Source organism: Streptomyces musisoli, assembly GCF_016741855.1.
Classification (GTDB): Bacteria; Actinomycetota; Actinomycetes; order Streptomycetales; family Streptomycetaceae; genus Streptomyces; species Streptomyces musisoli.
On sequence record NZ_JAERRH010000007.1, the window covers coordinates 266,684 to 290,357 of the forward strand.

The 23,674-nt window shown below is 71.6% G+C and carries 18 protein-coding genes and 1 pseudogene; 16 read left to right on the top strand and 3 right to left on the bottom strand.

Annotated features, from left to right (window positions below; genetic code table 11):
* Positions 1–51: 51 nt before the first annotated feature.
* Complete coding sequence (locus tag JK361_RS20855; RefSeq protein WP_201820569.1) at positions 52–1,314, top strand: polysaccharide deacetylase family protein; 1,263 nt, start codon at positions 52–54, stop codon at positions 1,312–1,314.
* Positions 1,315–1,317: 3 nt separating this feature from the next.
* On the opposite strand, the gene JK361_RS20860 is transcribed toward JK361_RS20855, so the two are convergent.
* Positions 1,318–2,298: an ATP-binding protein gene (locus tag JK361_RS20860; protein ID WP_201820571.1), complete on the bottom strand. Its 981-nt coding sequence runs from the start codon at positions 2,296–2,298 to the stop codon at positions 1,318–1,320.
* A 100-nt stretch (positions 2,299–2,398) separates the two neighbouring features.
* Between JK361_RS20860 and JK361_RS20865 the strand changes: the two genes are divergently transcribed.
* Positions 2,399–3,223, top strand: coding sequence for a Fic family protein (locus tag JK361_RS20865; RefSeq protein ID WP_201820573.1), 825 nt, complete (start codon positions 2,399–2,401; stop codon positions 3,221–3,223).
* Between the two features lie 333 nt (positions 3,224–3,556).
* On the opposite strand, the gene JK361_RS20870 is transcribed toward JK361_RS20865, so the two are convergent.
* On the bottom strand, positions 3,557–4,387 hold the full coding sequence (locus JK361_RS20870) for an HAD family hydrolase (protein WP_201820575.1): 831 nt from the start codon (positions 4,385–4,387) through the stop codon (positions 3,557–3,559).
* A 593-nt stretch (positions 4,388–4,980) separates the two neighbouring features.
* On the opposite strand from JK361_RS20870, the gene ssd reads away from it, so the two are divergent.
* The 7 genes and pseudogenes from ssd to JK361_RS41345 form a co-directional block, all read left to right on the top strand.
* A complete protein-coding gene (gene ssd, locus JK361_RS20875) occupies positions 4,981–6,087 on the top strand; it encodes a septum site-determining protein Ssd (protein ID WP_201820577.1) in 1,107 nt (368 codons plus the stop codon).
* On the top strand, positions 6,084–7,274 hold the full coding sequence (locus tag JK361_RS20880) for a TadA family conjugal transfer-associated ATPase (RefSeq protein WP_201820578.1): 1,191 nt from the start codon (positions 6,084–6,086) through the stop codon (positions 7,272–7,274). Before ssd ends, JK361_RS20880 begins: the two co-directional genes overlap by 4 nt.
* A gap of 78 nt (positions 7,275–7,352) precedes the next feature.
* Positions 7,353–8,198 carry a type II secretion system F family protein gene (locus JK361_RS20885; protein WP_201820759.1) on the top strand — a complete coding sequence of 282 codons (846 nt, stop codon included), beginning with the start codon at positions 7,353–7,355 and terminating at the stop codon, positions 8,196–8,198.
* A 316-nt stretch (positions 8,199–8,514) separates the two neighbouring features.
* Positions 8,515–9,288 (top strand): type II secretion system F family protein, encoded by a 774-nt coding sequence (locus JK361_RS20890; protein ID WP_201820584.1) that lies wholly within the window; start codon positions 8,515–8,517, stop codon positions 9,286–9,288.
* Positions 9,289–9,566: 278 nt separating this feature from the next.
* Positions 9,567–9,767 carry a DUF4244 domain-containing protein gene (locus tag JK361_RS20895; protein WP_201820586.1) on the top strand — a complete coding sequence of 67 codons (201 nt, stop codon included), beginning with the start codon at positions 9,567–9,569 and terminating at the stop codon, positions 9,765–9,767.
* A gap of 22 nt (positions 9,768–9,789) precedes the next feature.
* A complete protein-coding gene (locus JK361_RS20900; RefSeq protein WP_201820588.1) occupies positions 9,790–10,140 on the top strand; it encodes a TadE family type IV pilus minor pilin in 351 nt (116 codons plus the stop codon).
* Positions 10,141–10,385: 245 nt separating this feature from the next.
* Positions 10,386–10,799, top strand: a pseudogene (locus JK361_RS41345) (Rv3654c family TadE-like protein); the annotation flags it as partial.
* Here the strand turns inward: JK361_RS41345 and sftH are convergent.
* Positions 10,732–13,419: a DEAD/DEAH box helicase gene (gene sftH / locus JK361_RS20910; protein WP_236053284.1), complete on the bottom strand. Its 2,688-nt coding sequence runs from the start codon at positions 13,417–13,419 to the stop codon at positions 10,732–10,734. The pseudogene JK361_RS41345 and the gene sftH sit on opposite strands and share 68 nt — an antisense overlap.
* A gap of 82 nt (positions 13,420–13,501) precedes the next feature.
* Here sftH and bldG point away from each other — a divergent pair, with 82 nt between their 5' ends.
* From bldG to topA, 7 genes are all read left to right on the top strand, one after another.
* Positions 13,502–13,843 (top strand): anti-sigma factor antagonist BldG, encoded by a 342-nt coding sequence (gene bldG / locus JK361_RS20915; RefSeq protein WP_010986038.1) that lies wholly within the window; start codon positions 13,502–13,504, stop codon positions 13,841–13,843.
* A gap of 272 nt (positions 13,844–14,115) precedes the next feature.
* Positions 14,116–14,550, top strand: coding sequence for an ATP-binding protein (locus JK361_RS20920; RefSeq protein ID WP_201820589.1), 435 nt, complete (start codon positions 14,116–14,118; stop codon positions 14,548–14,550).
* Positions 14,551–14,868: 318 nt separating this feature from the next.
* Entirely contained in the window at positions 14,869–17,277 is a 2,409-nt protein-coding gene (locus tag JK361_RS20925; protein WP_201820591.1) for a sodium-translocating pyrophosphatase, read from the top strand.
* A 212-nt stretch (positions 17,278–17,489) separates the two neighbouring features.
* Positions 17,490–18,101, top strand: coding sequence for a small secreted protein (locus JK361_RS20930; protein WP_307787290.1), 612 nt, complete (start codon positions 17,490–17,492; stop codon positions 18,099–18,101).
* Positions 18,102–18,162: 61 nt separating this feature from the next.
* Positions 18,163–19,683, top strand: a complete 1,521-nt coding sequence (locus tag JK361_RS20935) for a DUF7059 domain-containing protein (protein WP_201820593.1) — start codon at positions 18,163–18,165, stop codon at positions 19,681–19,683.
* A 588-nt stretch (positions 19,684–20,271) separates the two neighbouring features.
* On the top strand, positions 20,272–20,469 hold the full coding sequence (locus JK361_RS20940; RefSeq protein ID WP_201820594.1) for a hypothetical protein: 198 nt from the start codon (positions 20,272–20,274) through the stop codon (positions 20,467–20,469).
* 259 nt (positions 20,470–20,728) lie between these two features.
* The gene (topA, locus tag JK361_RS20945) at positions 20,729–23,560 is read left to right on the top strand and encodes a type I DNA topoisomerase (RefSeq protein ID WP_201820595.1); all 2,832 of its coding nucleotides are present in this window, start codon (positions 20,729–20,731) and stop codon (positions 23,558–23,560) included.
* Positions 23,561–23,674 lie beyond the last annotated feature (114 nt).

The following is a 23,674-nucleotide window of genomic DNA, read 5'->3' on the forward strand; positions in this document are numbered from 1 at the left end:
AAACGGCCCTCGCCATCGTGTGCCTGAGAGAAGGAAGAAGGTGGGCGGAACATGGCCGCCACCCAGAGGATCGCCGTCGGCGCCATGGTCGCCGCGGCCTGTGCGGCGTCGTTCGCCGGTTGTGCGACCGACTCCAGAGGTACGAAGGAAGGGGCGTCAGGCGCGAAGGGGGCGCCGGCGCCGGGCAGCGTGTTCCGGCCGATCGGCGACGGATCCACCGTCTACACCGGTTCTCAGCCGCATCTGCCCACCCCGGAACGGCTGAGTCCCGGTCAGAAGCCGCCGCAGTTCGTGGTGTTCTCCTGGGACGGCGCGGGCGAGGACAGCCAGAAGCTGTTCTCGCACTTCCGCAAGGTCGCCAAGGAGAACAACGCGACCATGACGTACTTCCTGAGCGGCGTGTACATGCTGCCCGAGGAGAAGCGTGACCTGTACAAGCCCCCGCAGCACTCGCCGGGCCGCTCCGACATCGGCTTCAACGACGAGCAGGGCATCGCCGACACCCTCGAGCAGGTACGGCTGGCCTGGCTGGAGGGCAACGAGATCGGCACCCACTTCAACGGCCACTTCTGCGGTCCCGACGGCGGGGTCGGCACCTGGTCGGTGGACGAGTGGAAGAGCGAGATCGCCCAGGCGAAGAAGTTCGTGAAGTCCTGGAGGAGCAACACCGGGATGAAGGACGCGGCGCCGCTGCCCTTCGACTACGAGAAGGAGCTGATCGGCGCCCGCACGCCCTGTCTGGAGGGCCAGAAGAACTTCATGAAGGCCGCCCGCCAGCTGGGCTTCCGCTACGACTCCAGCGGGGTCAACGACCAGGTCTGGCCCAAGAAGAAGGAGGGCCTGTGGAACCTGTCGATGCAGCTGGTGCCCTTCCCGGGCCACACCTATGAGCAGCTGACCATGGACTACAACTTCATGGTCAACCAGTCCGGCACCGAGACCCAGGGCGACCCGGACAAGTTCGACTACTGGGGCAACCAGATGCGCGACGGTCTCCTCAAGGGCTTCTACCGCGCCTACGACGGCAACCGCGCCCCCCTCGTCATCGGCAACCACTTCGAGTCGTGGAACGGCGGCACCTACATGCGTGCCGTCGAGGACGTGGTGAAGGAGGTGTGCACCAAGCCGGAGGTGCGCTGCGTCTCCTTCCACCAACTGGTCGACTGGCTGGACGCCCAGGACCCGCAGACCCTGGCGAGGCTGCGCACCCTGGAGGTGGGCGAGGCGCCCCGGCAGGGCTGGGCGGCCTTCCTGTCCGGCCGGCCGGCTCCGGCGCCCAAGGGCGTGCCCGGGGCGCCGGCGGACAAGCAGTAGGCCTCAGACGGGCGTCGCCACGCTCTCGCCGAGCACGTAGTGGGGGTCGACCTGCGCCGCCAGGTCGACCCCGGTGCGTTCGTTCCCCCAGGACTCGGCGTTCTTCAGGTGGAAGTGCACCATCTGACGGGTGTAGCGCTCCCAGTCGCGCCGCTCGTAGGTGGCGTCGGCGGTGGCCCGGAGGGTGTCCAAGGCGCGGGCATTGGTCTCCTCCAGGAGATCGAACCGGGGCGGCCGGCCCTTCTCCATGGCGCGCACCCAGTCCGAGCGTCCGACCGTCACGAGCAGGTCGTCCCCGACCTCGGCGCGCAGGAAGTCGATGTCGTCCGGCTCCTGGATCTTGTTGCCGACGACCTTCAGCTCGACCCCGAAGTCGCGGGCGTACTCCTTGTACTGGCGGTAGACGGAGACCCCCTTCCGGGTGGGCTCGGCGACGAGGAACGTCATGTCGAATCGGGTGAACATGCCGGAGGCGAAGGAGTCCGAACCGGCCGTCATGTCGACCACGACGTACTCGTCGGGGCCGTCCACGAGGTGGTTCAGGAACAGCTCCACCGCTCCCGTCTTGGAGTGGTAGCAGGCGACCCCCAGGTCGGCGTCCGTGAAGGGGCCCGTGACCATCAAACGGACGGCGCCGCCGTCGAGTTCCACCGGACGTGCGCAGGCGTCGTAGACCGGGTTGGGCTCGCGCACGCGGACCAGCCGCGAGCCCTCGCCGGGCGGTGTCGTCTTGATCATCGTCGCCGCCGAGGCGATGCGCGGGTTGTTGCCGCGCAGGTAGTCCTTGATCAGCGGCAGCCGTTCACCCATGGCGGGCAGTGCCGCCGCCTCCTCGTCCCCGAGGCCGAGTGCGGGGCCGAGGTGCTGGTTGATGTCCGCGTCGATGGCGACCACCGGGGCGCCGGCGGCCGCGAGGTGGCGGATGAAGAGGGAGGAGAGCGTGGTCTTGCCGCTGCCGCCCTTCCCAACGAAAGCAATTTTCATGTTCACCAACGGTAGTCGAGCAATAGCTGTACGTGTCAGGAGGAGTGAAGAAGACCACTCCTTCGTGGGGTGGGTCGATGAGGTGCGTACTGTCGTACTCATGAGTACGACAGGCGCGACCGCCGATCCGCTTGCGGCCCTGGGCTCACTGCCCGGTGTGGCCGAGTCCGTGGAGTCCGTGCGCAAGGCAGTGGACCGGGTCTACGGGCACCGGATCATGCGGCGCCGTAGCAACGAGATCACCTCCGAGGCGGCCCTGCGGGGTGCCCGCGGCTCGGCGGCGCTGTCCGGTGCGGACTGGGCCTTGGAGGAGGTGCGGCGGCGCACCGACTTCGGCGCCGACGCAGAGGCCCGGGTCGTGGGCGCGGCCCTGCGGCTCTCCGCCGAAGGGGGGCAACTGCTGTCCATCTGGCGCCAGTCGCCCCTGCGGGTGCTGGCCCGCCTGCACCTGGTGGCCGCGGCGAGCGGTGACGAGAGGGTCGGCAGGCCGCGCCAGGCCGGCGAACCGGTGGACGAGCCGCTGATCGAGCTGCCGCTGCCGGCCGCCGAGGAGGTCTCGGGCCGACTGGAGGGGCTGGCGGACCTGATCATCGCCGGGACCTCGGCCCCCGCGCTGGTGACGGCCGCGGTGGTGCACGGCGAGCTGCTCGCGCTGCGTCCCTTCGTGTCCCACAACGGTCTGGTCGCGCGAGCCGCCGAGCGGATCGTCCTGATCGGCAGCGGCCTGGACCCGAAGGCGATCTGCCCCGCCGAGGTCGGTTACGCCGAGCTGGGCCGCGCCTCCTACCTGGCCGCCCTCGACGGATACGTCTCCGGCACCCCCGAGGGCATGGCGGCGTGGATCGGCCACTGCGGCCGGGCGGTGGAGCTGGGTGTGCGCGAATCGACGGCGGTGTGCGAGGCGCTGCAACGCGGCGCGGCCTGAGGAACTCTCCCGGACAAGGGTTGCGGCGGTACGAATACTCGTACCGCCGCTGGCATGCTCACCCGGTTACCAAGCGTCCTCGATATGTGCCCATCAGGTCGGGATGCTTTGCCCGTCACCTGGTGCGGCTGGCCCGTAATCGACGGGTCGACGTCGCGTGGGTGCCCGGTGTTCATGCTGGGTCCGTGGGCCAAGTGCGTAGTGGTAGGGGATCCTCTCGGATGTCCTTTGGTCTCGCGGGCCTACGTTCTTTGTACCGCGAGCCGGGATGAAGCGGAACCCCTGCCTGCACTTCTTTACTTTCAGGTGCTAACGGGGTGAAACGGGCGCAGGTCAGGCCGTGCCGCGGCGCCGGCTGGCGTACCAGACGAGCCCGGCGGTCGCCGCGGCCGCGCCCATGGCCGCCGCCGCGACCAGTGCGGGGCGGGGCGGGACGGAGAACGTGGGCAACCGCTTCTTGAGCGGGACCGGGTGGCGGAACTCCAGAACCGGCCACCCGCGCGCGAGTGCCTCGCGGCGCAGCGCGCGGTCAGGGTTCACGGCGTGCGGCTGCCCGACGGTCTGGAGCATCGGCAGATCGGTCGCCGAGTCGCTGTAGGCGTAGCACCGGTCGAGGTCGTAGCCCTCGGACGCGGCCAGCTCCCTGATGGCCTCGGCCTTCGTCGGACCGTAGGCGTAGTACTCCACCTCTCCGGTGAAGCAGCCGTCCTCGCCCACGACCATGCGGGTGGCGACGACCCGGTCCGCGCCCAGCAGCTCGCCGACCGGCTCGACCACCTCCGCGCCCGAGGTGGAGACGATCACGACGTCCCGGCCGGCCGCGTGGTGCTCCTCGATGAGGGAGGCGGCCTCGTCGTAGATGATCGGGTCGATCAGGTCGTGCAGGGTCTCGGCGACGATCTCCCGGACCTGCTGGACGTTCCAGCCTCGGCACAGGGAGGCCATGTACTCGCGCATACGCTCCATCTGGTCGTGGTCCAGTCCTCCGACCAAGAAGACGAACTGGGCGTATGCGGTACGCAGTGCGGCCCTGCGGTTGATCAGACCGCCCTGGTAGAAGGACTTGCTGAAGGTGAGCGTGCTCGACTTCGCAATGACCGTCTTGTCCAGGTCAAAGAAGGCTGCTGCGCGGGGCAAGGAGTGGTTTTCCACGCCCCTGAGCATAGGCGCCCACCATTCGGCGTAAGGTGGGGCGCGTGGGTTTGCCTGAGAGGGCTCTCGGGTACACCATGGAAGTCACGGATCGTTCGCGACCGTGCTAACCCGGCCCGACTCCTCCCCCCCCGAGTCGGCCGTGGGGACGACCCCCGCTCTCCCCCCCGGCGGGGGTCGTCGCATGTCCGGGTGCGTTTCTTCCTCTCCTTCGTTCTTCGAGCGGCCGTACGTCCGGCGCCGCGTCGCCCATGGGCCGCGCATTGGCATGCCCATGATTCATTACTCAGGGTAATTGCGACGCTGCTCTGTGGAAGTTGCCCGGAGATCGGGACAGAGGTCACCGGTATGGGTGACGAAGTTATTCACAGAGACGGCGTTGTCCACAGTTTTCGCCCAAGATCCACTTTATTTCGCGGATCGCTGCACCGTGATTCCCACGCGCTCCGGCCGCGGCGAGTTCATGGCCGGTTCCGATTGCCCGGGCGCGTATGGCCGGTTCCTATCGGCCGTTCATATGGAGGCCGCTTGCCGGTTCTTCACACCTTTGGGAATCGCGTGGCCGACGGGGCCGCGCGGCCCATGCAGCGAAGGGGGGAACACCCGTGACCGGAATTGTCACCCACGACCCGCCGCCCGGCCCCGGAGACCGGCCCGGACGGCCGCTCATCGTCACCGAGGACGCCGCTCTGCTGGACGATCTGCTGCGCCTGTGCGCGGCGGCGGGCGCCACACCCGAGGTCCACCACGGCGTACCGGAATCCGGCGGCGGCTGGGCGTCGGCCCCGCTCGTGCTCGTCGGCGACGACGCCGCCCGCCGGGTGGGCGGAGCCGCGCGCCGGCCCGGAGTGGTCCTGGTCGGCCGGGACCAGGACGACCCGGGGGTATGGAAACGAGCCGTCCAGATCGGTGCCGACCACGTCCTGATGCTCCCCGACGGCGAGCCGTGGCTGGTCGACCGTATCGCCGACGTCGCCGAGGGCATCGGCCGTCCGGCCCTCACCGTCGGGGTGATCGGCGGCCGGGGCGGGGCGGGAGCGTCCACGCTCGCGTGTGCGCTCGCCGTCACCTCCGCGCGCGAGGGTCTGCGCACCCTGCTGGTGGACGCCGATCCGCTCGGCGGCGGACTCGACGTACTGCTCGGCGGAGAAGGCGCCGAAGGACTGCGCTGGCCCGCTTTCGCGGCCTCCCGCGGCCGGGTCGGCGGCGGCGCCCTGGAGGAGTCGCTGCCCCGGCTGCACTCCCTTCGCGTGCTCAGCTGGGACCGCGGCGACTGCGTCGCCATCCCGTCTCCCGCCGTGCGCGCGGTGCTGGCCGCCGCCCGGCGACGCGGCGGCACGGTCGTGGTCGACCTGCCCCGCCGTCTCGACGACGGGGTCGCCGAAGCCCTCGCCCAGCTCGACCTGGCCCTGCTCGTCGTCCCGGCCGAACTGCGGGCGGTTGCAGCCGCCGGACGCGTCGCCTCCACCGTCGGCATGGTCGTACGCGATCTGCGGGTGGCGGTGCGCGGGCCCTACGCACCCGGCCTGGACGACCACGCGGTGGCCGGACTGCTCGGCCTGCCGCTGGCCGGGGAAGTGCCCGTCGAACCGGCGCTGCTGCGTCCCCAGGGCGGCGCGAAGCCCCCCGGTGCGACCGGCCGCGGCCCACTCGCCCGCTTCTGCGCGCACTTCTGGGAGCGCGCGCTGGTCGAGGCGGGAGGCACCCGATGACCCTGCCCGGATTCGACCGGGCCGACGGCGCGGCCCTGCTCGACGGCGTCCGCCGCCGGCTCGCCGAGAGCGGCGCCGAACCCACTCCCGCGCGCGTGGCCCAGGCGCTGCGCGATCAGGGCCGGGTGCTCGGCGACGCCGAGGTCCTGGGCGCGGCCGAACACCTGCGGTCCGAACTCGTCGGCACCGGCCCCCTGGAACCCCTGCTCGCCGACCCGGACGTCACCGACGTCCTGGTCTCCGCCCCCGACCGGGTGTGGGTGGACCGCGGCGGCGGACTGGAGCTGACCCCGGTGACCTTCACCGACGCGGCGGCCGTACGACGTCTCGCACAGCGACTGGCCGCCGTGGCCGGACGCCGGCTGGACGACGCCCGGCCCTGGGCGGACGCGCGGCTGCCCGACGGAACCCGGCTGCACGCGGTGCTGCCCCCGGTCGCCGTCGGCTGCACCTGCCTGGCCCTGCGGGTGGTACGGCCCCGGGCCTTCACCGTCGAGGAACTCGTCACGGCCGGCACGGTGCCGCCCGGCGGCGACCGGATCCTGAGGGCCCTGCTGGCGGCCCGGCTGTCCTTCCTGGTCAGCGGCGGCACCGGGTGCGGCAAGACCACCTTGCTCAGCGCACTGCTCGGCCTCGTCGGACCGGGTGAGCGGATCGTGCTCGCCGAGGACTCGGCCGAACTGCGGCCGGACCACCCGCACGTCGTCCGGCTGGAGACCCGTCCCGCCAACCAGGAGGGCGCCGGCCTGGTCACCCTGGAGGACCTCGTACGGCAGGCCCTGCGGATGCGGCCGGACCGGCTGGTCGTCGGCGAGGTGCGCGGACCCGAGGTCGTGCATCTGCTCGCGGCCCTCAACACCGGCCACGAGGGCGGCTGCTGCACGGTCCACGCCAACGCCGCCGCGGACGTGCCGGCCCGGCTGGAGGCGCTGGCCACGGCGGCAGGGCTGGACCGGGCCGCGCTGCACAGCCAGCTGGCGGCGGCCCTCTCGGTGGTGGTGCACCTGGTGCGGGACCGGTCCGGGCGGCGCCGGATCGACGAGGTGCATGTGCTGGAGCGGGACGCCACCGGCCTGGTGCGGACGGTGCCTGCACTGCGCTGGGGCGAGCGGGCGTTCGCGCGGGAGCGGGGGTGGGAGCGGTTGCGGCACCTCCTGGCCGCGTCGGGTGAGTTCGGGGACGACTGACAAGTCCGGGCGGGGCCCACGAGCGGGTGAGGTCCCCGAACGACGAGAGAGGTGACGGAAGTGATCGGTGAGACGTCCATGGGGGCCGCGCTGCTCTGTCTCGGTGCGCTGGCCTGGCTGCTGGGCGGTCGGCACTACGGAATGCGCAGGGCCCGGCTGCTGCTGGCCGGCGGCGGAGTGGTGGCGACCGGGCCGCCCGCCCCCGCACAGGCGCTCGCGGAGCTGCGGAGCTGGGGCGGCCGGCTGGGCGCCGAGTGGTGGGCGCCGGCCGCCGGGCTGGTGATCGCCCTTCTGGGCTCCTCGGTGATTCCGGTCGTCGCGGGAGCCGCCGGGGTCCCGGTGCTGCGCCGGATGCGGGTGGCCCGGCAGGCCCGGCGGGCCCGGGAGCAGCGGGCCGACGCGGTGATCGCCCTGTGCGGGGCGCTCGCCGGGGAAGTGCGGGCGGGACGGCAGCCCGGGGCGGCGCTGCTGCGGGCCGAACGGGACACCGGTGGGCTCGGTGACGCGCAGGCCGCCGTGGTGGCGGCGGCACGGTTCGGCGGAGACGTGCCAGGCGCTCTCGCCGCGGCGGCGCGGCAACCGGGAGCCGAGGGTCTGCTCGGGCTCGCCGCGTGCTGGCGGGTGGCCATGGACCAGGGAGCCGGACTCGCCGCCGGCCTGGACCGGCTGGAGGCGGCCCTGCGTGCCGAGCGGGATCAGCGGGCCGACTTGCGCGCCCAGTTGGCGGGGGCCCGGGCCACCACGGTGCTGCTCGCCGCACTGCCCGCCCTCGGCCTGTTCCTCGGCACGGCGATGGGCGCCGGCCCACTGCGTGTCCTGCTGCACAGCGGGGCCGGCCTCGGCTGCCTGGCGGCCGGGGCGGTGTTCGAGGCGGCCGGGATGTGGTGGGCGGCGCGGATCGTGCGGAAGGCCGAGACGGTGTGAGGGGAGTGGGGAGCGGGTGCCGTTTCAGGAGACCCCGGGATGCGGCGAACGGGGCCCGGGCGAGGGGAGCCGAGTGGCCCGGAATGTGGCGGGGCGAGCGGCCCGGGAGGGCGGGGGAGCGAGGAACAGCTGGGAGGGCGGGGGAGCGAGGAACAACTGGGAGGGCGGGGGAGCGAGGAGCGGCTCGGATGCCTGAGGAGCGGCGAGGCGTCCGGGATGCCTGGAAACGGTGCGGTCCGGGGAGCCCGGAAATGGCGGACGGTCCGGGATGTGGGGGATCGCGAGGAGTTCGGGACGAATGGGAAGGGCGGGCGGTGTGAGCGGGGAAGTTGTCCACAGGCTGGGGATGGTCGGGTTCGTGGCGCTGATCCTCGGCTGGGTTGTACGGCGGCTGGAGCTGGCGCGGCGGCGTCAGGCGCGTCGCCGGGTGACCGAGCTGCTGGGACTCGAAGTGCCCGGCCGGACGCGGTTCGCGGTTCCGGACGCCGTACGGCGGTGGCTGCCGCCGGCGGGTGCGGCGTGTGGCGCGTGGGTGCTGGTCGGCGGCACGGTGGGCGCCGTGCTGGGCCTCGGCGTCGGCGTCGTGCTCTGGCGGTGGCGGGGCACGCAGACGACAGCCGGCCGGGAGGAGGCGATCGACGCCGCCGCGGCCGCACGCCAACTCCCGCTCGCCGCCGACCTGCTGGCCGCCTGCATCGCCGCCGGCGCCGGTCCGGTGATCGCCGCCCACGCGGTCGGCGAGGCCCTGGGCGGGCCCGTCGGGCAGGCGCTGGCGCGGGGCGCGGCGGAGGTCCGGCTCGGCGGCGCACCCGCGCACGCCTGGCGGAACCTGGCCCTGCTGCCCGGCGCCGGTGCCCTGGCGCGGGTGCTGGAGCGGGCCGACGAGTCCGGGCTTCCCGCGGCCGGCCCGGTCACCCGCCTCGCGTCGGACGCGCGCGCGGAGTGGTCCCGCACGGCGACGGCCCGGGCGCGCCGGGCGGCCGTACTGATCTCCGCGCCGGTCGGCCTGTGCTTCCTGCCCGCGTTCATCGCGGTCGGGGTGCTGCCCGTCGTGATCGGGCTGGCGGGCGGGGCGATGGGAGGGAGATGAGGCGTACGGGGACGGACGCGCGGGCGCGCGATGAGCACAGGGAGGTGAGGTGTACGGGAACGGGCGGGCGCGCGGGCGCGCGGTGAGCACGCGGAACGACTACTGACGAGAGCCTGCGGAGCGACCGCAGACCAGATCCTGCGGAGCGACCGCAGACGAGAACCTGCGGAGCGACCGCAGACGAGAACCTGCGGAGCGACCGCAGACCAGATCCTGCGGAGCGACCGCAGACCGGAACCTTCGGAACGACTACAGACCAGAACCTTACGGGGGTTGAGATGTTCGGAAAGATCAGGAAAGCGGCGGACCAGTTGCGTAAGGCGTGCCGTCAGGACGCCGGAATGGTGACGTCCGAGTACGCCATGGGAATCATCGCGGCCGTCGGGTTCGCGGTGATGCTCTACGAGGTCGTCACCAGCGGCCAGGTCAGGGCGGAGCTGGCGGCCATCGTGAAGAAGGCCCTCAGTGCGCGTATGTGAGCGAGGCGGGGACCGGGGTTTCGTGACCGCGGAGGCGGCCGTGGTGCTGTCCGTGCTGGTGGCGTTCACGATGGCGTTGGTCTGGGGCCTGCTCGTGGTGGCGGCGCAGATCGAGTGCGTGGACGCGGCCCGTGCGGGCGCCCGGGCCGCCGCCCGTCAGGACCCGGCCGACGCGGTGGTGACGGTGACCCGGGAAGCGGCGCCGCGGGGAGCGCGGGTGAGCGTCGCACGCGAGGGTGACCGGGTCCGGGTGACGGTGGTGGCCGATCCGCCGGTGCTGAGCGGATTGCCGTTCGAGGTACGGGAGGAGGCCGTGGCGCTCGCCGAGGACACCGTGGGGGCGACGGTACGGGCGGGGGAGGCGGGGCCGTGAAGCGTGCGGACGAGCCGGACGGCGAACGCCGGCTTCCCGGCCCGCGTCGGCGGAGCGGCCGTGAGGATCGTGCCGGGGTGCCGGGCGGGGGACGCCATGGGCCGTTGGGCCGGTGGTGGAGCGGTGAGCGGCTGGGCCGGTGGCGGAGCGGTCGGCGGGCGGGCCGGTGGTGGAGCGGTGGGTGGCCGGGCCGGTGGTGGAGCGGTGGGTGGCCGGGCCGGTGGCCAAGCGGTCGGCGGGCTGGCGTGGAGGCACCACTGGGCGCGGCATGGCGGCGTCGGGGCCGACGGGAGGACTTCGACCGGGGGTCCGCCACCGTGTGGAGCCTGGGGGCGATCGCCGTGCTGTGCGTGGTGTTCGGCGCCGTCCTCGCTCTCGGACACGCCGTCGTCGTCCGGCACCGGGCGGCCGGCGGCGCGGACCTGGCGGCGCTCGCCGCGGCGGACCACTGGAGCGAGGGTGGCTCGGCGGCCTGCGCCCGGGCCGAGCGGCTGGCGGCGGCCCAGGGGGTACGGCTGGTGCGGTGCGCGATCGTGGGCGACACCTCGGAGGTGGCGGCGGTTGCAGGGAGAGGGCCGTTCACGGCGGAGGTCAGGGCGCGAGCGGGCCCGCCGGGTCCCGTGCCGCCCCGACCTGACCGGCCTTCGCCCCCTGCGCCGGCCTCTCCTCTGTTGGCTTCTCCTCTGTCGGTTTCTCCTCCGTCGGCCTATCCGCTGCGGGATTCCCCTCCGTCGGACTCTCCGCCACGGGCTTTCCCTCCGTTGCCCCTTCCTCTGCCGGCATCACCTCTGCCGGCTCTTCCTCCGCGGGCTCCTCTTCCGTCTGCTTCTCCTCGGGAGCCCCCCGCAGCAGCACCGTGAGCAGTCGTACCGCACCCCTCTTGTGCAGTGGGTCGTTGCCGTTGCCGCACTTGGGGGACTGGATGCAGGACGGGCAGCCGGCCTCGCACTCGCAGGACGCGATGGCCTCGCGAGTCGCGGAGAGCCAGGCGCGGGCCGTGTGGAAGGCGCGCTCGGCGAAGCCCGCGCCGCCGGGGTGGCCGTCGTAGACGAAGACCGTGGGCAGGAGCGTGTCGGGGTGCAGGGGAACGGACACGCCGCCGATGTCCCAGCGGTCACAGGTCGCGAAGAGGGGCAGCATGCCGATGGAGGCGTGCTCGGCGGCGTGCAGGGAGCCGCCGAGGATCTCCGGGATGATCCGTGCCTCGTCCAGCTGGTCGTCGGTGACCGTCCACCACACCGCGCGGGTGCGCAGCGTACGGGGAGGGAGATCGAGTTTCGTCTCGCCCAGCACTTCGCCGGTGATGAGGCGTCTGCGGAGGTAGGAGACCACCTGGTTGGTGACCTCGACCGAGCCGTAGCAGAGGCGGCCGGCACCCCACGGGATCTCGGTGTCCGTCTCCAGGATGGAGATCGACGTGGTGTCGCGGGCGACCGTCGAGTACGGCGGGTCGGCCTGCTCGACCAGGGCGACCGAGTCCTCCAGGTCCAGGGCGCGCACCAGGTAGGTGCGGCCCTGGTGCAGGTGGACGGCGCCCTCGTGGACCGCGGAGTGCGCGGCGCCCGCGTCGACCGTGCCGAGCAGGCGGCCCGTCCCGGACTCGACGACCTGCACCGGACGTCCGCCGGCACCCCGGATGTCGGTGAGGTCGGCGGCCCGCTCCCGGCGGGTCCAGTGCCAGGCCTTCGTGCGGCGGCGCAGCAGCTTCGCGGCCTCCAGCTGCGGCAGCACGTCCGCGCAGGCGGGACCGAAGAGGTCCAGGTCCTCCTCGGTCAGCGGCAGCTCCGCGGCGGCGGCGCACAGGTGCGGGGCGAGGACGTAGGGGTTGTCGGGGTCGAGGACGGTCGATTCCACCGGTTGGTCGAACAGGGCCTCGGGATGATGGACGAGGAAGGTGTCCAGCGGATCGTCGCGGGCCACGAGGACCGCGAGGGCGCCCTGGCCGGAGCGGCCCGCACGGCCCGCCTGCTGCCACAGGGAGGCGCGGGTGCCCGGGTAGCCGGCGATCACCACCGCGTCCAGGCCGGAGACGTCCACGCCCAGCTCCAGGGCCGTCGTGGCGGCGAGGCCGAGGAGTTCGCCGGAGTGCAGGGCGCGCTCCAGGGCGCGGCGCTCCTCGGGGAGGTAGCCCCCGCGGTAGGCCGCGACACGCCGGACCAGGGAGCGGTCGACCTCGGCGAGCCGCTCCTGGGTGATGACCGAGATCAGCTCGGCGCCGCGCCGGGAGCGCACGAAGGCGACCGAGCGCACACCCTGCACGGTGAGGTCGGTCAGCAGGTCGGCGGTCTCGGCGGTGGCGGTACGCCGTACGGGTGCACCTTTCTCACCCTGCAACTCGGTGAGCGGGGGCTCCCAGAGGGCGAACACCAGCTCCCCGCGCGGGGAAGCGTCGTCGGCGACCTCCACGACCGGCAGGCCGGTCAGCCGGCGGGCGGCGACCGCGGGCTCGGCGGCGGTCGCCGAGGCGAGCAGGAAGACGGGGGAGGAGCCGTAGCGGGCACACAGACGGCGCAGCCGGCGCAGCACCTGGGCGACGTGCGAGCCGAAGACACCCCGATAGGTGTGGCACTCGTCGACGACGACGTACCGGAGCGACTTCAGGAAGGAGGACCAGCGCGGGTGGGAGGGGAGTATCCCGCGGTGCAGCATGTCCGGGTTGGTGAGGACGTAGTTGCCGTACTGGCGGATCCACTCGCGTTCCTCGAACGGGGTGTCGCCGTCGTACACGGCCGGGCGCACGGCGCTGCCGAGAGGTTGTGAAAGTTCCTTCACCGACCGGCACTGATCCGCCGCGAGCGCCTTGGTGGGGGCCAGGTAGAGGGCGGTGGCGCCGCGGCCGTTCGGCGCTTGGGCGCCGTCCAGAAGAGTGGACAGGACGGGCACCAGGTACGCCAGGGACTTGCCGGAGGCGGTGCCGGTGGCGACGACCACCGAGTCGCCGTCCAGGGCGTGCTCGGCGGCCAGCGCCTGGTGCGCCCAGGGATCCTCGATCCCGCACGCCTGGACGGCCGCGATCACCTCGGACCGAATACGGTCAGGCCAGACGGCATGGCGGCCCTCGCGCGGGGGCAAGTGCTCCGTATGAGTGATGCGCGCAGCCCGGCTCGGCCCGGAGGCGAGCCGGTGCAGAACCGCGCCCGGAGACGGGCGGGACGCCGGGTCCGCCGGGGTTCGATCGGATCGGTGATTCTTGGCCATTGGCACCGAGTGTGTCACTGGCGTGACGGACAATGGAGTCAAGGCGTCGTGCACGCCTGCCGGTAAGTGATTGAATGCCATCGCGGCTGGCGAAGCGTCCCAAGGGCCGCAAGCCGAGGTGCCCGAGGGGCGAACCGCTCGATAGCAAGGTGCTGGAGGATCCGTGGACCTGTCCCTGTCGACCCGTACCGTCGGCGATCGTACGGTCGTCGAGGTCGGTGGCGAAATCGACGTATATACCGCGCCCAAGCTGCGCGAGCAGCTGGTCGAGCTGGTGAACGACGGGAATTTCCACCTCGTCGTCGACATGGAGGGCGTGGACTTCCTCGACTCCACCGGGCTCGGCGTGCTGGTCGGCGGCCTGAAGCGGGTGCGTGCCCACGAGGGCTCGCTGCGCCTGGTCTGCAACCAGGAGCGCATTCTCAAGATCTTCCGCATCACCGGCCTCACCAAGGTGTTCCCGATCCACACCTCGGTCGAGGAAGCGGTGGCGGCCACCGACTGACCCCGGACCGGTCGCCGGCGTCGGGCTCCTGCCGGGGCCCGTACGCCGGCCGGTCCCGTCCGGGCCGGTGACCGTGCCGGAACGACCGGTGGCCGTTCCCTGCCGGATCGGTGATCGCTCCGCATCGGATCGATGACCGTTCCGCACCGGGCCCGGTGACCGGTCCGGTCCCGGGTCGGTGATGCGGCTCGGGGCACAGAAGCACAACAGGGGGTGCGGGAGCTTGGCGGCCCCGCCCCCCGACCGCACGCCCATAGTCGCGAGGGGGATGCATGGCCACCGTCGAACTCCGCTTCAGCGCGCTGCCCGAGCACGTCCGGACCGCCAGGCTGGTGGCCGCGGCGGTGGCGCGCAGGGCCGGAGTGGACGAGGCCGTCCTGGACGAGGTCCGGCTCGCCGTGGGCGAGGCATGCTCCCGTGCCGTCGGGCTGCACCGGAACAGTGGCGTCACGGCACCGGTGAAGGTGGCGCTGATCGAAGAGGAGAAACAGTTCTCCATCGAGGTCGGCGACGAGGCGCCGCACGCCACGCCGGGCGGCGACACGCCCGGCGGTGCGCAGGACGGTGAATCGGAGATCGAGGAGGACGAGATGGGCCTCGCGGTCATCAGCGGCCTCGTCGACGACGTGGAGGTCACCACCGGGCAGAACGGTGGCCTGATCCGCATGACCTGGCCGACCGCGCCGCCCGTCACGGCGCTCCTCTGACCCGCCCGCCGCCGCGCCTCCGAACCGGCGCACATCACTCTCCAGGGCCCTGCTGAGCAGGGCCCTTGTCGCGTTTTCCGGAGCGTCCCGGAATTCGTGAAGAAATTCACGATCAATAGCCCGATAATTTGATCAAGCGCCAATTCAGCCGTCAATGCGTTTAGGGCATTACCTCTTTCGGGTCCCTTGACGTCGGCCCGATCTTTTGCTGAAGAGCATGAGAAGGCTGATTCCGTTTACCGTCCCCTGTTTAGATCACTCAGGGGTACCTACAATCCGTCCACATCTTGAGCTCAGCCCAAGCGTCAAGGAGGACGAATGGCGGGGCTTTCTACCCCTCATCAGTTGGGTCACCCCACATCCCTCGCGGCCGCGGTTCTGACCGACGACAATCGGATCATCGTGGCCGTCATCGCGGCCGTCGCCGTGGCCGCCCTGGTGGTCGCAGGGATCCTGGTGCGTCAGGTGCTCGCGGCGGGCGAGGGCACCGACAGCATGAAACGGATCGCCGAGGCGGTCCAGGAAGGCGCCAAGGCTTATCTCGCCCGACAGTTGCGCACGCTCGGCGTATTCGCCGTCGCCGTCTTCTTCCTGCTCCTGCTGCTGCCCGCGGACGACTGGAATCAGCGGGCCGGCCGCTCGGTGTTCTTCCTGATCGGAGCGGCGTTCTCGGCAGCCACCGGCTATATCGGCATGTGGCTTGCAGTACGCAGCAACGTACGGGTCGCCGCGGCGGCCCGGGAAGCCACTCCGGCGGAGGGCGAACCCGAAAAGGATCTCACCACCGTCTCGCACACCGCGATGAAGATCGCATTTCGCACGGGCGGCGTCGTCGGCATGTTCACGGTGGGGCTCGGCCTGCTGGGCGCCTCCTGTGTCGTGCTGGTGTACGCGGCCGACGCGCCGAAGGTGCTGGAGGGCTTCGGCCTCGGCGCCGCCCTCATCGCGATGTTCATGCGCGTGGGCGGCGGCATCTTCACCAAGGCCGCCGACGTCGGCGCCGACCTGGTCGGCAAGGTCGAGCAGGGCATTCCGGAGGACGACCCGCGCAATGCCGCGACCATCGCCGACAACGTGGGCGACAACGTCGGAGACTGCGCCGGTATGGCGGCCGACCTCTTCGAGTCGTACGCCGTCACCCTGGTGGCCGCGCTGATCCTCGGCAAGGCCGCCTTCGGCGACTCCGGACTGGCCTTCCCGCTGCTGGTGCCCGCCATCGGCGTCCTCACGGCGATGATCGGCATCTTCGCGGTCGCCCCGCGCCGCGCCGACCGCAGCGGCATGAGCGCGATCAACCGCGGCTTCTTCATCTCCGCGGTGATCTCGCTGGTGCTGGTCGCGGTCGCGGTCTACGTCTACCTGCCGTCGAAGTACGCCGACCTCGACGGCGTCACCGACGCGGCGATCAAGGCAAAGGACGGCGACCCGCGCATCCTCGCGCTGGTCGCGGTGGCCATCGGCATCCTGCTCGCCGCCGTCATCCAGCAGCTCACCGGCTACTTCACCGAGACCAACCGCCGCCCGGTGCGGGACATCGGCAAGACCTCCCTCACGGGCCCGGCCACCGTCGTCCTGTCCGGCATCTCGGTCGGTCTGGAGTCGGCCGTGTACACGGCCCTGCTCATCGGGCTCGGCGTGTACGGCGCGTTCCTGCTCGGCGGTACGTCGATCATGCTGGCGCTGTTCGCGGTGGCCCTGGCCGGCACCGGCCTGCTCACCACGGTCGGTGTGATCGTCGCCATGGACACCTTCGGACCCGTCTCCGACAACGCGCAGGGCATCGCCGAGATGTCCGGCGACGTCGAGGGCGCGGGTGCGCAGGTGCTCACCAACCTGGACGCGGTGGGCAACACCACCAAGGCCATCACCAAGGGCATCGCCATCGCCACCGCCGTCCTGGCGGCGTCGGCGCTGTTCGGGTCGTACCGCGACGCGATCACCACCAACGTGCACGACGTCGGAGCGAGGCTGAGCGGGCCCGGATCGCCGCTCAGCCTGTCGCTGGACATCTCGCAGCCCAACAACCTCGTCGGCCTGATCGCGGGCGCCGCGGTCGTGTTCCTCTTCTCCGGACTCGCCATCAACGCCGTCTCGCGCTCGGCCGGTTCGGTCGTCTTCGAGGTGCGGCGGCAGTTCCGTGAGAAGCCCGGGATCATGAACTTCACCGAGAAGCCCGAGTACGGCAAGGTCGTCGACATCTGCACCAAGGACGCCCTGCGGGAGCTGGCCACACCCGGTCTGCTCGCCGTCATGGCGCCGATCTTCATCGGGTTCACCCTCGGTGTCGGCGCGCTCGGCTCCTACCTCGCCGGCGCCATCGGCGCGGGCACGCTGATGGCGGTGTTCCTCGCCAACTCCGGCGGCGCCTGGGACAACGCCAAGAAACTGGTGGAGGACGGCCACCACGGCGGCAAGGGCAGTGAGGCCCACGCGGCCACGGTGATCGGCGACACGGTGGGTGACCCCTTCAAGGACACCGCCGGGCCCGCGATCAACCCGCTGCTGAAGGTCATGAACCTGGTCTCGCTGCTCATCGCACCGGCGGTGATCAAGTTCTCGTACGGCGACGACAAGAACCTCGGAGTGCGGATCGGGATCGCGATCCTCGCGCTGCTGGTGATCGTCGTCTCCGTGTACGTCTCCAAGCGGCGTGGCATCGCCGTCGGGGACGACGACGAGGGGGCCCGGCGGGTCACCAACTCGGCCGACGCCGCGGTGGTTTCGTAGGGCAGGCCGAGAGGGCCTGGCCGGCGGGCGGGCGGTCGTCGCGTGCTGACGCGGCGACCGCCCGCCTCCGTGTGTGCCCGCCCACGTCGTGAGCCTTCTCTCCCATGGTGCAAAAAGTCACAAAAGCTGACTGATACCTCCACCGGCAGGGGGAGGTGGCCCGTCCGCCGTGTAGATTCCGGGGGCCGAGAGCCATGGAAGGGACCGATCCGGTGAACAAGAAGCTCGCGGCCGCACTGTCCGGCGGTGCGGTACTGGTGATGGCGGTGTCCGGGTGCAGCGACGACAGCGACAAGGGGCCCGACCCCAAGCTGGTGTCCTGGGCCAAGACGGTGTGCGACGCGGTGCCCGCGCAGAGCACGAAGATCAAGTCGGCCAACGCGTCGATAGCGGCCATCGCCACGGACAGCAACCTCCCGCCCAAGAGCGCCCAGAAGACGTACGTGGAGGCCTTCCAGAACCTGGCCGACGGCTACAAGGCGCTCGCCGGCGCCCTCGACACCGCCGGGGCGCCCCCGGGGGTCGACGGTGGCGCCAAGCTCCAGCAGGACGCGTCCAAGAACCTCGCCGGCCTCTCCACGTCGTACGCCGAACTCAAGAAGAAGGTCGACGGGCTCGACACCAAGGACCAGGGCAAGTTCGCCAAGGGTCTCAAGGAGGTCGCCATCCAGACGAAGGAAGTCGGCAAGCAGGGCGACAACGGCACGCAGGCCCTGAAGCGGCTCGAGCAGGGCGAGGTCAAGGAGGCGATGGCCAAGCAGCCCAGCTGCAAGGTCGCCGCGTCCGCGACGGCGCAGACGACCGGCCAGGCGACCACCGGCTGACGCCGGCGGGCCGTCCGCGCGCAGTCGGGCCCGGGCAGCCGCCCCGGGCCACAATGGGGGCGTGACTGACTCCGGACTCGCTCCCCTGCCCGCTTCCGACCGGCCCGACATCGCCGCGCGCCTGAGGGACGCGCTGCTGGCCGCCTCCTTCACCGCCGACGGGCTGCTCGATCTGCTCGGTGCCGCCGCGTACGCGGCGCTGGCCCGCAGCGAGACCGTGCCGGCCCTGCGGGCGACCCGCGGCGACACACCGCTGGAGACGCTCGTACGGCTGTTCCTGCTCCAGCAACCGGTGCTCCACGCGCGCGTGGCGGCCGTTCTGCCGGCCGACGAGGCACTGGAGGCCGGCTGGCTCACGCGCGTGGGCGGCGACGAGGTGGCCGCGACGGTGGACGTACGGCCGTACGGCGGCCCCGGCGGCGAGGACTGGTTCATCGTCTCCGACCTCGGCTGCGCGGTCGGCGGCGCCGGCGGCATCGGGCAGCGCGACGAGGGGGTCGTCCTGGGGGTCGGCGGCGCCTCCACGACCCTCGCCGGCATCACCGTCCGCACCCCCGTCGCCTCCGCCCTGGACCTCGGTACCGGCTCCGGCATCCAGGCGCTGCACGCCGTCCAGCACGCCACGCGCGTGACGGCGACCGACCTCAACCCGCGCGCCCTGCACATCACGGCGCTCACGCTGGCACTTTCCGGCGCGCCCGCCGCCGACCTGCGTGAGGGTTCGCTGTTCGAACCGGTCGGGGACGACGAGACGTTCGACCTGATCGTGTCCAACCCGCCGTTCGTGATCTCCCCGCGTGCCCGGCTGACGTACCGGGACGGCGGCATGGGCGGGGACGATCTGTGCCGCTCGCTCGTTCAGCAGGCAGGGGAACGGCTGAACGAGGGCGGGTTCGCGCAGTTCCTCGCGAACTGGCAGCACGTGGCGGGGGAGGACTGGCAGGACAGGCTCAGGTCGTGGGTGCCGCGCGGCTGCGATGCCTGGATCGTGCAGCGCGAGGTGCAGGACGTCGCGCAGTACGCCGAGCTGTGGCTGAGGGACGCCGGTGACCACCGCGGTGACCCGGCGGAGTACCAGGCGCGGTACGACGCCTGGCTCGACGAGTTCGAGGCGCGCAAGGTCAAGGCTGTCGGCTTCGGCTGGATCACCCTGCGCAGGACCGGGTCGGCCGAGCCCGTCGTCACCGTGGAGGAGTGGCCGCACCCGGTCGAGCAGCCGCTCGGGGAGACGATCAGGGCGCACTTCGAGCGTCTCGACTATCTCCGGGAGCACGACGACGCGGCGTTGCTGGACAGCCACTTCAAGCTCGATTCCGAGGTGGTCCAGGAACAGGTCGGGCTGCCCGGCGCCGAGGACCCGGAGCATGTGGTGCTGCGTCAGCACCGTGGGATGCGCCGGGCGACGAAGGTGGACACGGTCGGCGCCGGGTTCGCGGGCGTGTGCGACGGCACGCTGAGCGCGGGCCGCATCCTGGACGCCATCGCGCAGCTCGTCGGCGAGGACCCGGTCCGGCTTCGCGACCGCACCCCCGCACAGATCCGGCTGCTGGTGGAGCAGGGCTTCCTGGAGCCGGTGCGCTGACGCCGGGCGCCCGTGCCGTCCTGGGCGGGCACCCGGTCATCCGTGGGTACGCGGGCATGGACGCGGGCATGGATGTGAGCGTGCTCGCGGACGCGGATGTGGACGTGCCTGCGAGCGTGCACGTGCCCATGGCCGCGGATGTGGACGTGCCTGCGGACACGCACGTGATCACCTGCCGCTCCGCACGTGATCACCTGCCGCTCCGGGCCCGGGCATCTTCCGACTCCGAAGCGATCATCTTCCTGCATCTTCCCGTCGTGCAGCGGACACTTTCCGCCCCAGCGCGGGCATTTCCGGCCCAGGGCGGGCGTCCTCCGATCGCGCGTGGGCGGCCCCGGGCCCCGGCCGCGAGCGGCGGCCGTATGCCGGAGGCACGAGCCCGGAGCGGATGCCGCCGGAGACGGGTGCGGGCCCGTCTCCGGAAAACGGCCGGAAAAATATGACCGACGAATCCCGGGCGTGCCCGTTCGGGCATGAGTTCGAATATGTGAGGACCTTCCGTTCACCCCGATGTCGCCCGCCCGTCTCCCGCGCGTGTCACCCTCCCGGCGCTGGGTGGAGCCGACGGCAGGGAAGGGCGGGCGGGTGATGGAGAGCGCACCGGCGATCTTCGCGGGAGTGGTGTTCGCCCTGTTCGGGGCCGGTCTGCTCGCCTGGACCGGGACGCGTCTCAGGCGCCGGGAACCGGTCGCCGTCGGTGTGAGCCGGATCGCATCGGCCACCGCCGCGAGCGTCGCCGGGACGGTCGCGCTGGCCCTCGGTGTGTACTGCCTGACCCGGCTCTGAGGCCGGCGGACGTCGTGTCCGGGGGGTAAGGGGAGCGTCACGCTCCGGACAGGGGTACGGGCGCGGTCGGGCAGTCCGGGCGGCAGGAATGCCGGTAGTCGGGTTACCGTTCGAGTGGCCGTTGTGGGCTTTTCCCGTTTGACACGGGGGCGGGATGTAGCGTCACACTCCGCAGCGTCACACGAGCCAGCAGCACGCCGCGACCCCGGGACCAAGGCCTGGGGAGGCCCCCCAGCGTCGACCGGAGAGAAGAGCGAAGTTGTCCCCGACCAGCGAGACCGCACAGGGCGGTCGCCGACTCGTCATCGTCGAGTCGCCTGCCAAGGCGAAGACGATCAAGGGCTACCTCGGCCCCGGCTACACCGTCGAGGCGAGCGTCGGGCACATCCGCGACCTTCCCACCGGCGCCGCGGAGGTGCCGGACAAGTACACCGGTGAGGTCCGCCGCCTCGGTGTGGACGTCGAGCACGACTTCCAGCCGATCTATGTGATCAACGCTGACAAGAAGGCGCAGGTCAAGAAGCTCAAGGACCTGCTGAAGGACTCCGACGAGCTCTTCCTCGCCACCGATGAGGACCGGGAGGGCGAGGCGATCGCCTGGCACCTCCAGGAGGTCCTGAAGCCGAAGATCCCGGTCAAGCGGATGGTGTTCCACGAGATCACCAAGGACGCGATCCGCGAGGCCGTCGCCAACCCGCGTCAGCTCAATCAGAAGCTGGTCGACGCGCAGGAGACCCGCCGCATCCTCGACCGCCTCTACGGCTACGAGGTCTCCCCCGTGCTGTGGAAGAAGGTCATGCCCCGGCTGTCGGCCGGCCGCGTGCAGTCCGTCGCCACGCGACTCGTGGTGGAGCGGGAACGCGAGCGCATCGCCTTCCGCTCCGCCGAGTACTGGGACCTGACGGGCGCCTTCGCGACCGGCCGCGCGGGGGACCCGTCCGACCCGTCGTCGCTGGTCGCCCGGCTTCAGACCGTCGACGGCAGGCGCGTCGCGCAGGGCCGCGACTTCGACTCCCTGGGCCGGATCAAGAGCGAGAACACCCTCCACCTCGACGAGGCGAACGCCCGCGCCCTCGCCGCCGCCCTGGAGAGCACCCGCTTCTCCGTGCGCTCCGTCGAGTCCAAGCCGTACCGCCGCTCGCCGTACGCCCCGTTCCGTACGACGACGCTCCAGCAGGAGGCCAGCCGCAAGCTCGGCTTCGGCGCGAAGGCGACCATGCAGGTCGCGCAGAAGCTGTACGAGAACGGCTACATCACGTACATGCGTACGGACTCCACGACGCTGAGCGACACCGCCGTCGCGGCCGCCCGTGCGCAGGTCACGCAGCTGTACGGCGCCGACTACCTGCCGCCGCAGCCGCGCACCTACGCCGGCAAGGTCAAGAACGCCCAGGAGGCGCACGAGGCGATCCGCCCGTCGGGTGATCGTTTCCGCACGCCCGCGGAGACCGGCCTGACCGGCGACCAGTTCAAGCTCTACGAACTGATCTGGAAGCGGACCGTCGCCTCCCAGATGAAGGACGCGACCGGCAACTCCGTCACCGTGAAGATCGGCGGCACCGCCGCCGACGGCCGGGACGTCGAGTTCAGCGCCTCCGGCAAGACGATCACCTTCCACGGCTTCCTGAAGGCCTACGTCGAGGGTGCCGACGACCCGAACGCCGAGCTGGACGACCGTGAGCGCCGGCTGCCGCAGGTCGCCGAGGGCGACGCGCTGTCCGCCGAGGAGATCACGGTCGACGGCCACGCCACCAAGCCCCCGGCCCGCTACACCGAGGCCTCGCTGGTCAAGGAGCTGGAAGAGCGCGAGATCGGCCGCCCGTCGACGTACGCGTCGATCATCGGCACGATCCTCGACCGCGGCTACGTCTTCAAGAAGGGCACGGCCCTGGTGCCGTCCTTCCTGTCCTTCGCCGTGGTGAACCTCCTGGAGAAGCACTTCGGGCGGCTCGTCGACTACGACTTCACCGCCAGGATGGAGGACGACCTCGACCGGATCGCGGCCGGTGAGGCCCAGGCCGTGCCGTGGCTGAAGCGCTTCTACTTCGGTGAGGGCACGGCGACGGGCGGCGCGGCCGAGGCCGGCAACGGCGACGGGGACCACCTCGGCGGCCTCAAGGAGCTGGTGACCGACCTGGGCGCGATCGACGCGCGCGAGGTGTCGTCGTTCCCGGTGGGCAACGGGATCGTGCTCCGCGTCGGCCGCTACGGCCCGTACATCGAGCGTGGCGAGAAGGACACCGAGCAGCACCAGCGCGCCGACATCCCGGACGACCTGGCGCCGGACGAGCTGACCGTCGAGCTGGCCGAGGAGCTGCTGGCCAAGCCCAGCGGCGACTTCGAGCTGGGTGCCGACCCGGAGACGGGCCACCAGATCGTCGCCAAGGCCGGCCGCTACGGCCCGTACGTCACCGAAGTGCTCCCCGAGGGCACCCCGAAGACCGGCAAGAACGCGGTCAAGCCGCGGACGGCCTCGCTCTTCAAGTCGATGTCACTCGACACGGTGACGCTCGAGGAAGCGCTGAAGCTGATGTCGCTGCCGCGGGTCGTCGGCACGGACGCCGACGGCGTGGAGATCACGGCACAGAACGGCCGCTACGGCCCGTACCTGAAGAAGGGCACGGACTCGCGCTCGCTTCAGGCCGAGGACCAGCTCTTCACGATCACGCTGGAGGAGGCGCAGGCGATCTACGCCCAGCCGAAGCAGCGTGGCCGGGCCGCCGCCAAGCCGCCGCTGAAGGAGCTGGGCCAGGACCCGGTCTCCGGCAAGCCGGTCGTGGTCAAGGACGGCCGCTTCGGCCCGTACGTCACCGACGGCGAGACCAACGCCACCCTGCGCTCCGGCGACAGCGTCGAAACGATCACTCCTGAGCGTGGTTTCGAGCTGCTCGCCGAGAAGCGCGCGAAGGGCCCGGCCAAGAAGACGGCGAAGAAGGCGGCGGCCAAGAAGACCGCTCCGGCGAAGAAGACCGCCGCCAAGAAGACGGCCGCGAAGAAGACGACGGCCGCCGCGAAGAAGACGACCGCCAAGAAGACCACCGCGAAGAAGGCGACGGCTTCGAAGACGGCGGCTTCCGGCGCGGAGGACTGACGCCCCGCCGGACCGGAGCACCCACCGCGGCTTCACCGAACGCACGCCCCGGCATCACTTTGATGTCGGGGCGTGCGCATGCCAGGACGGCGAGGTGTGGTGTCACCGGCTGCG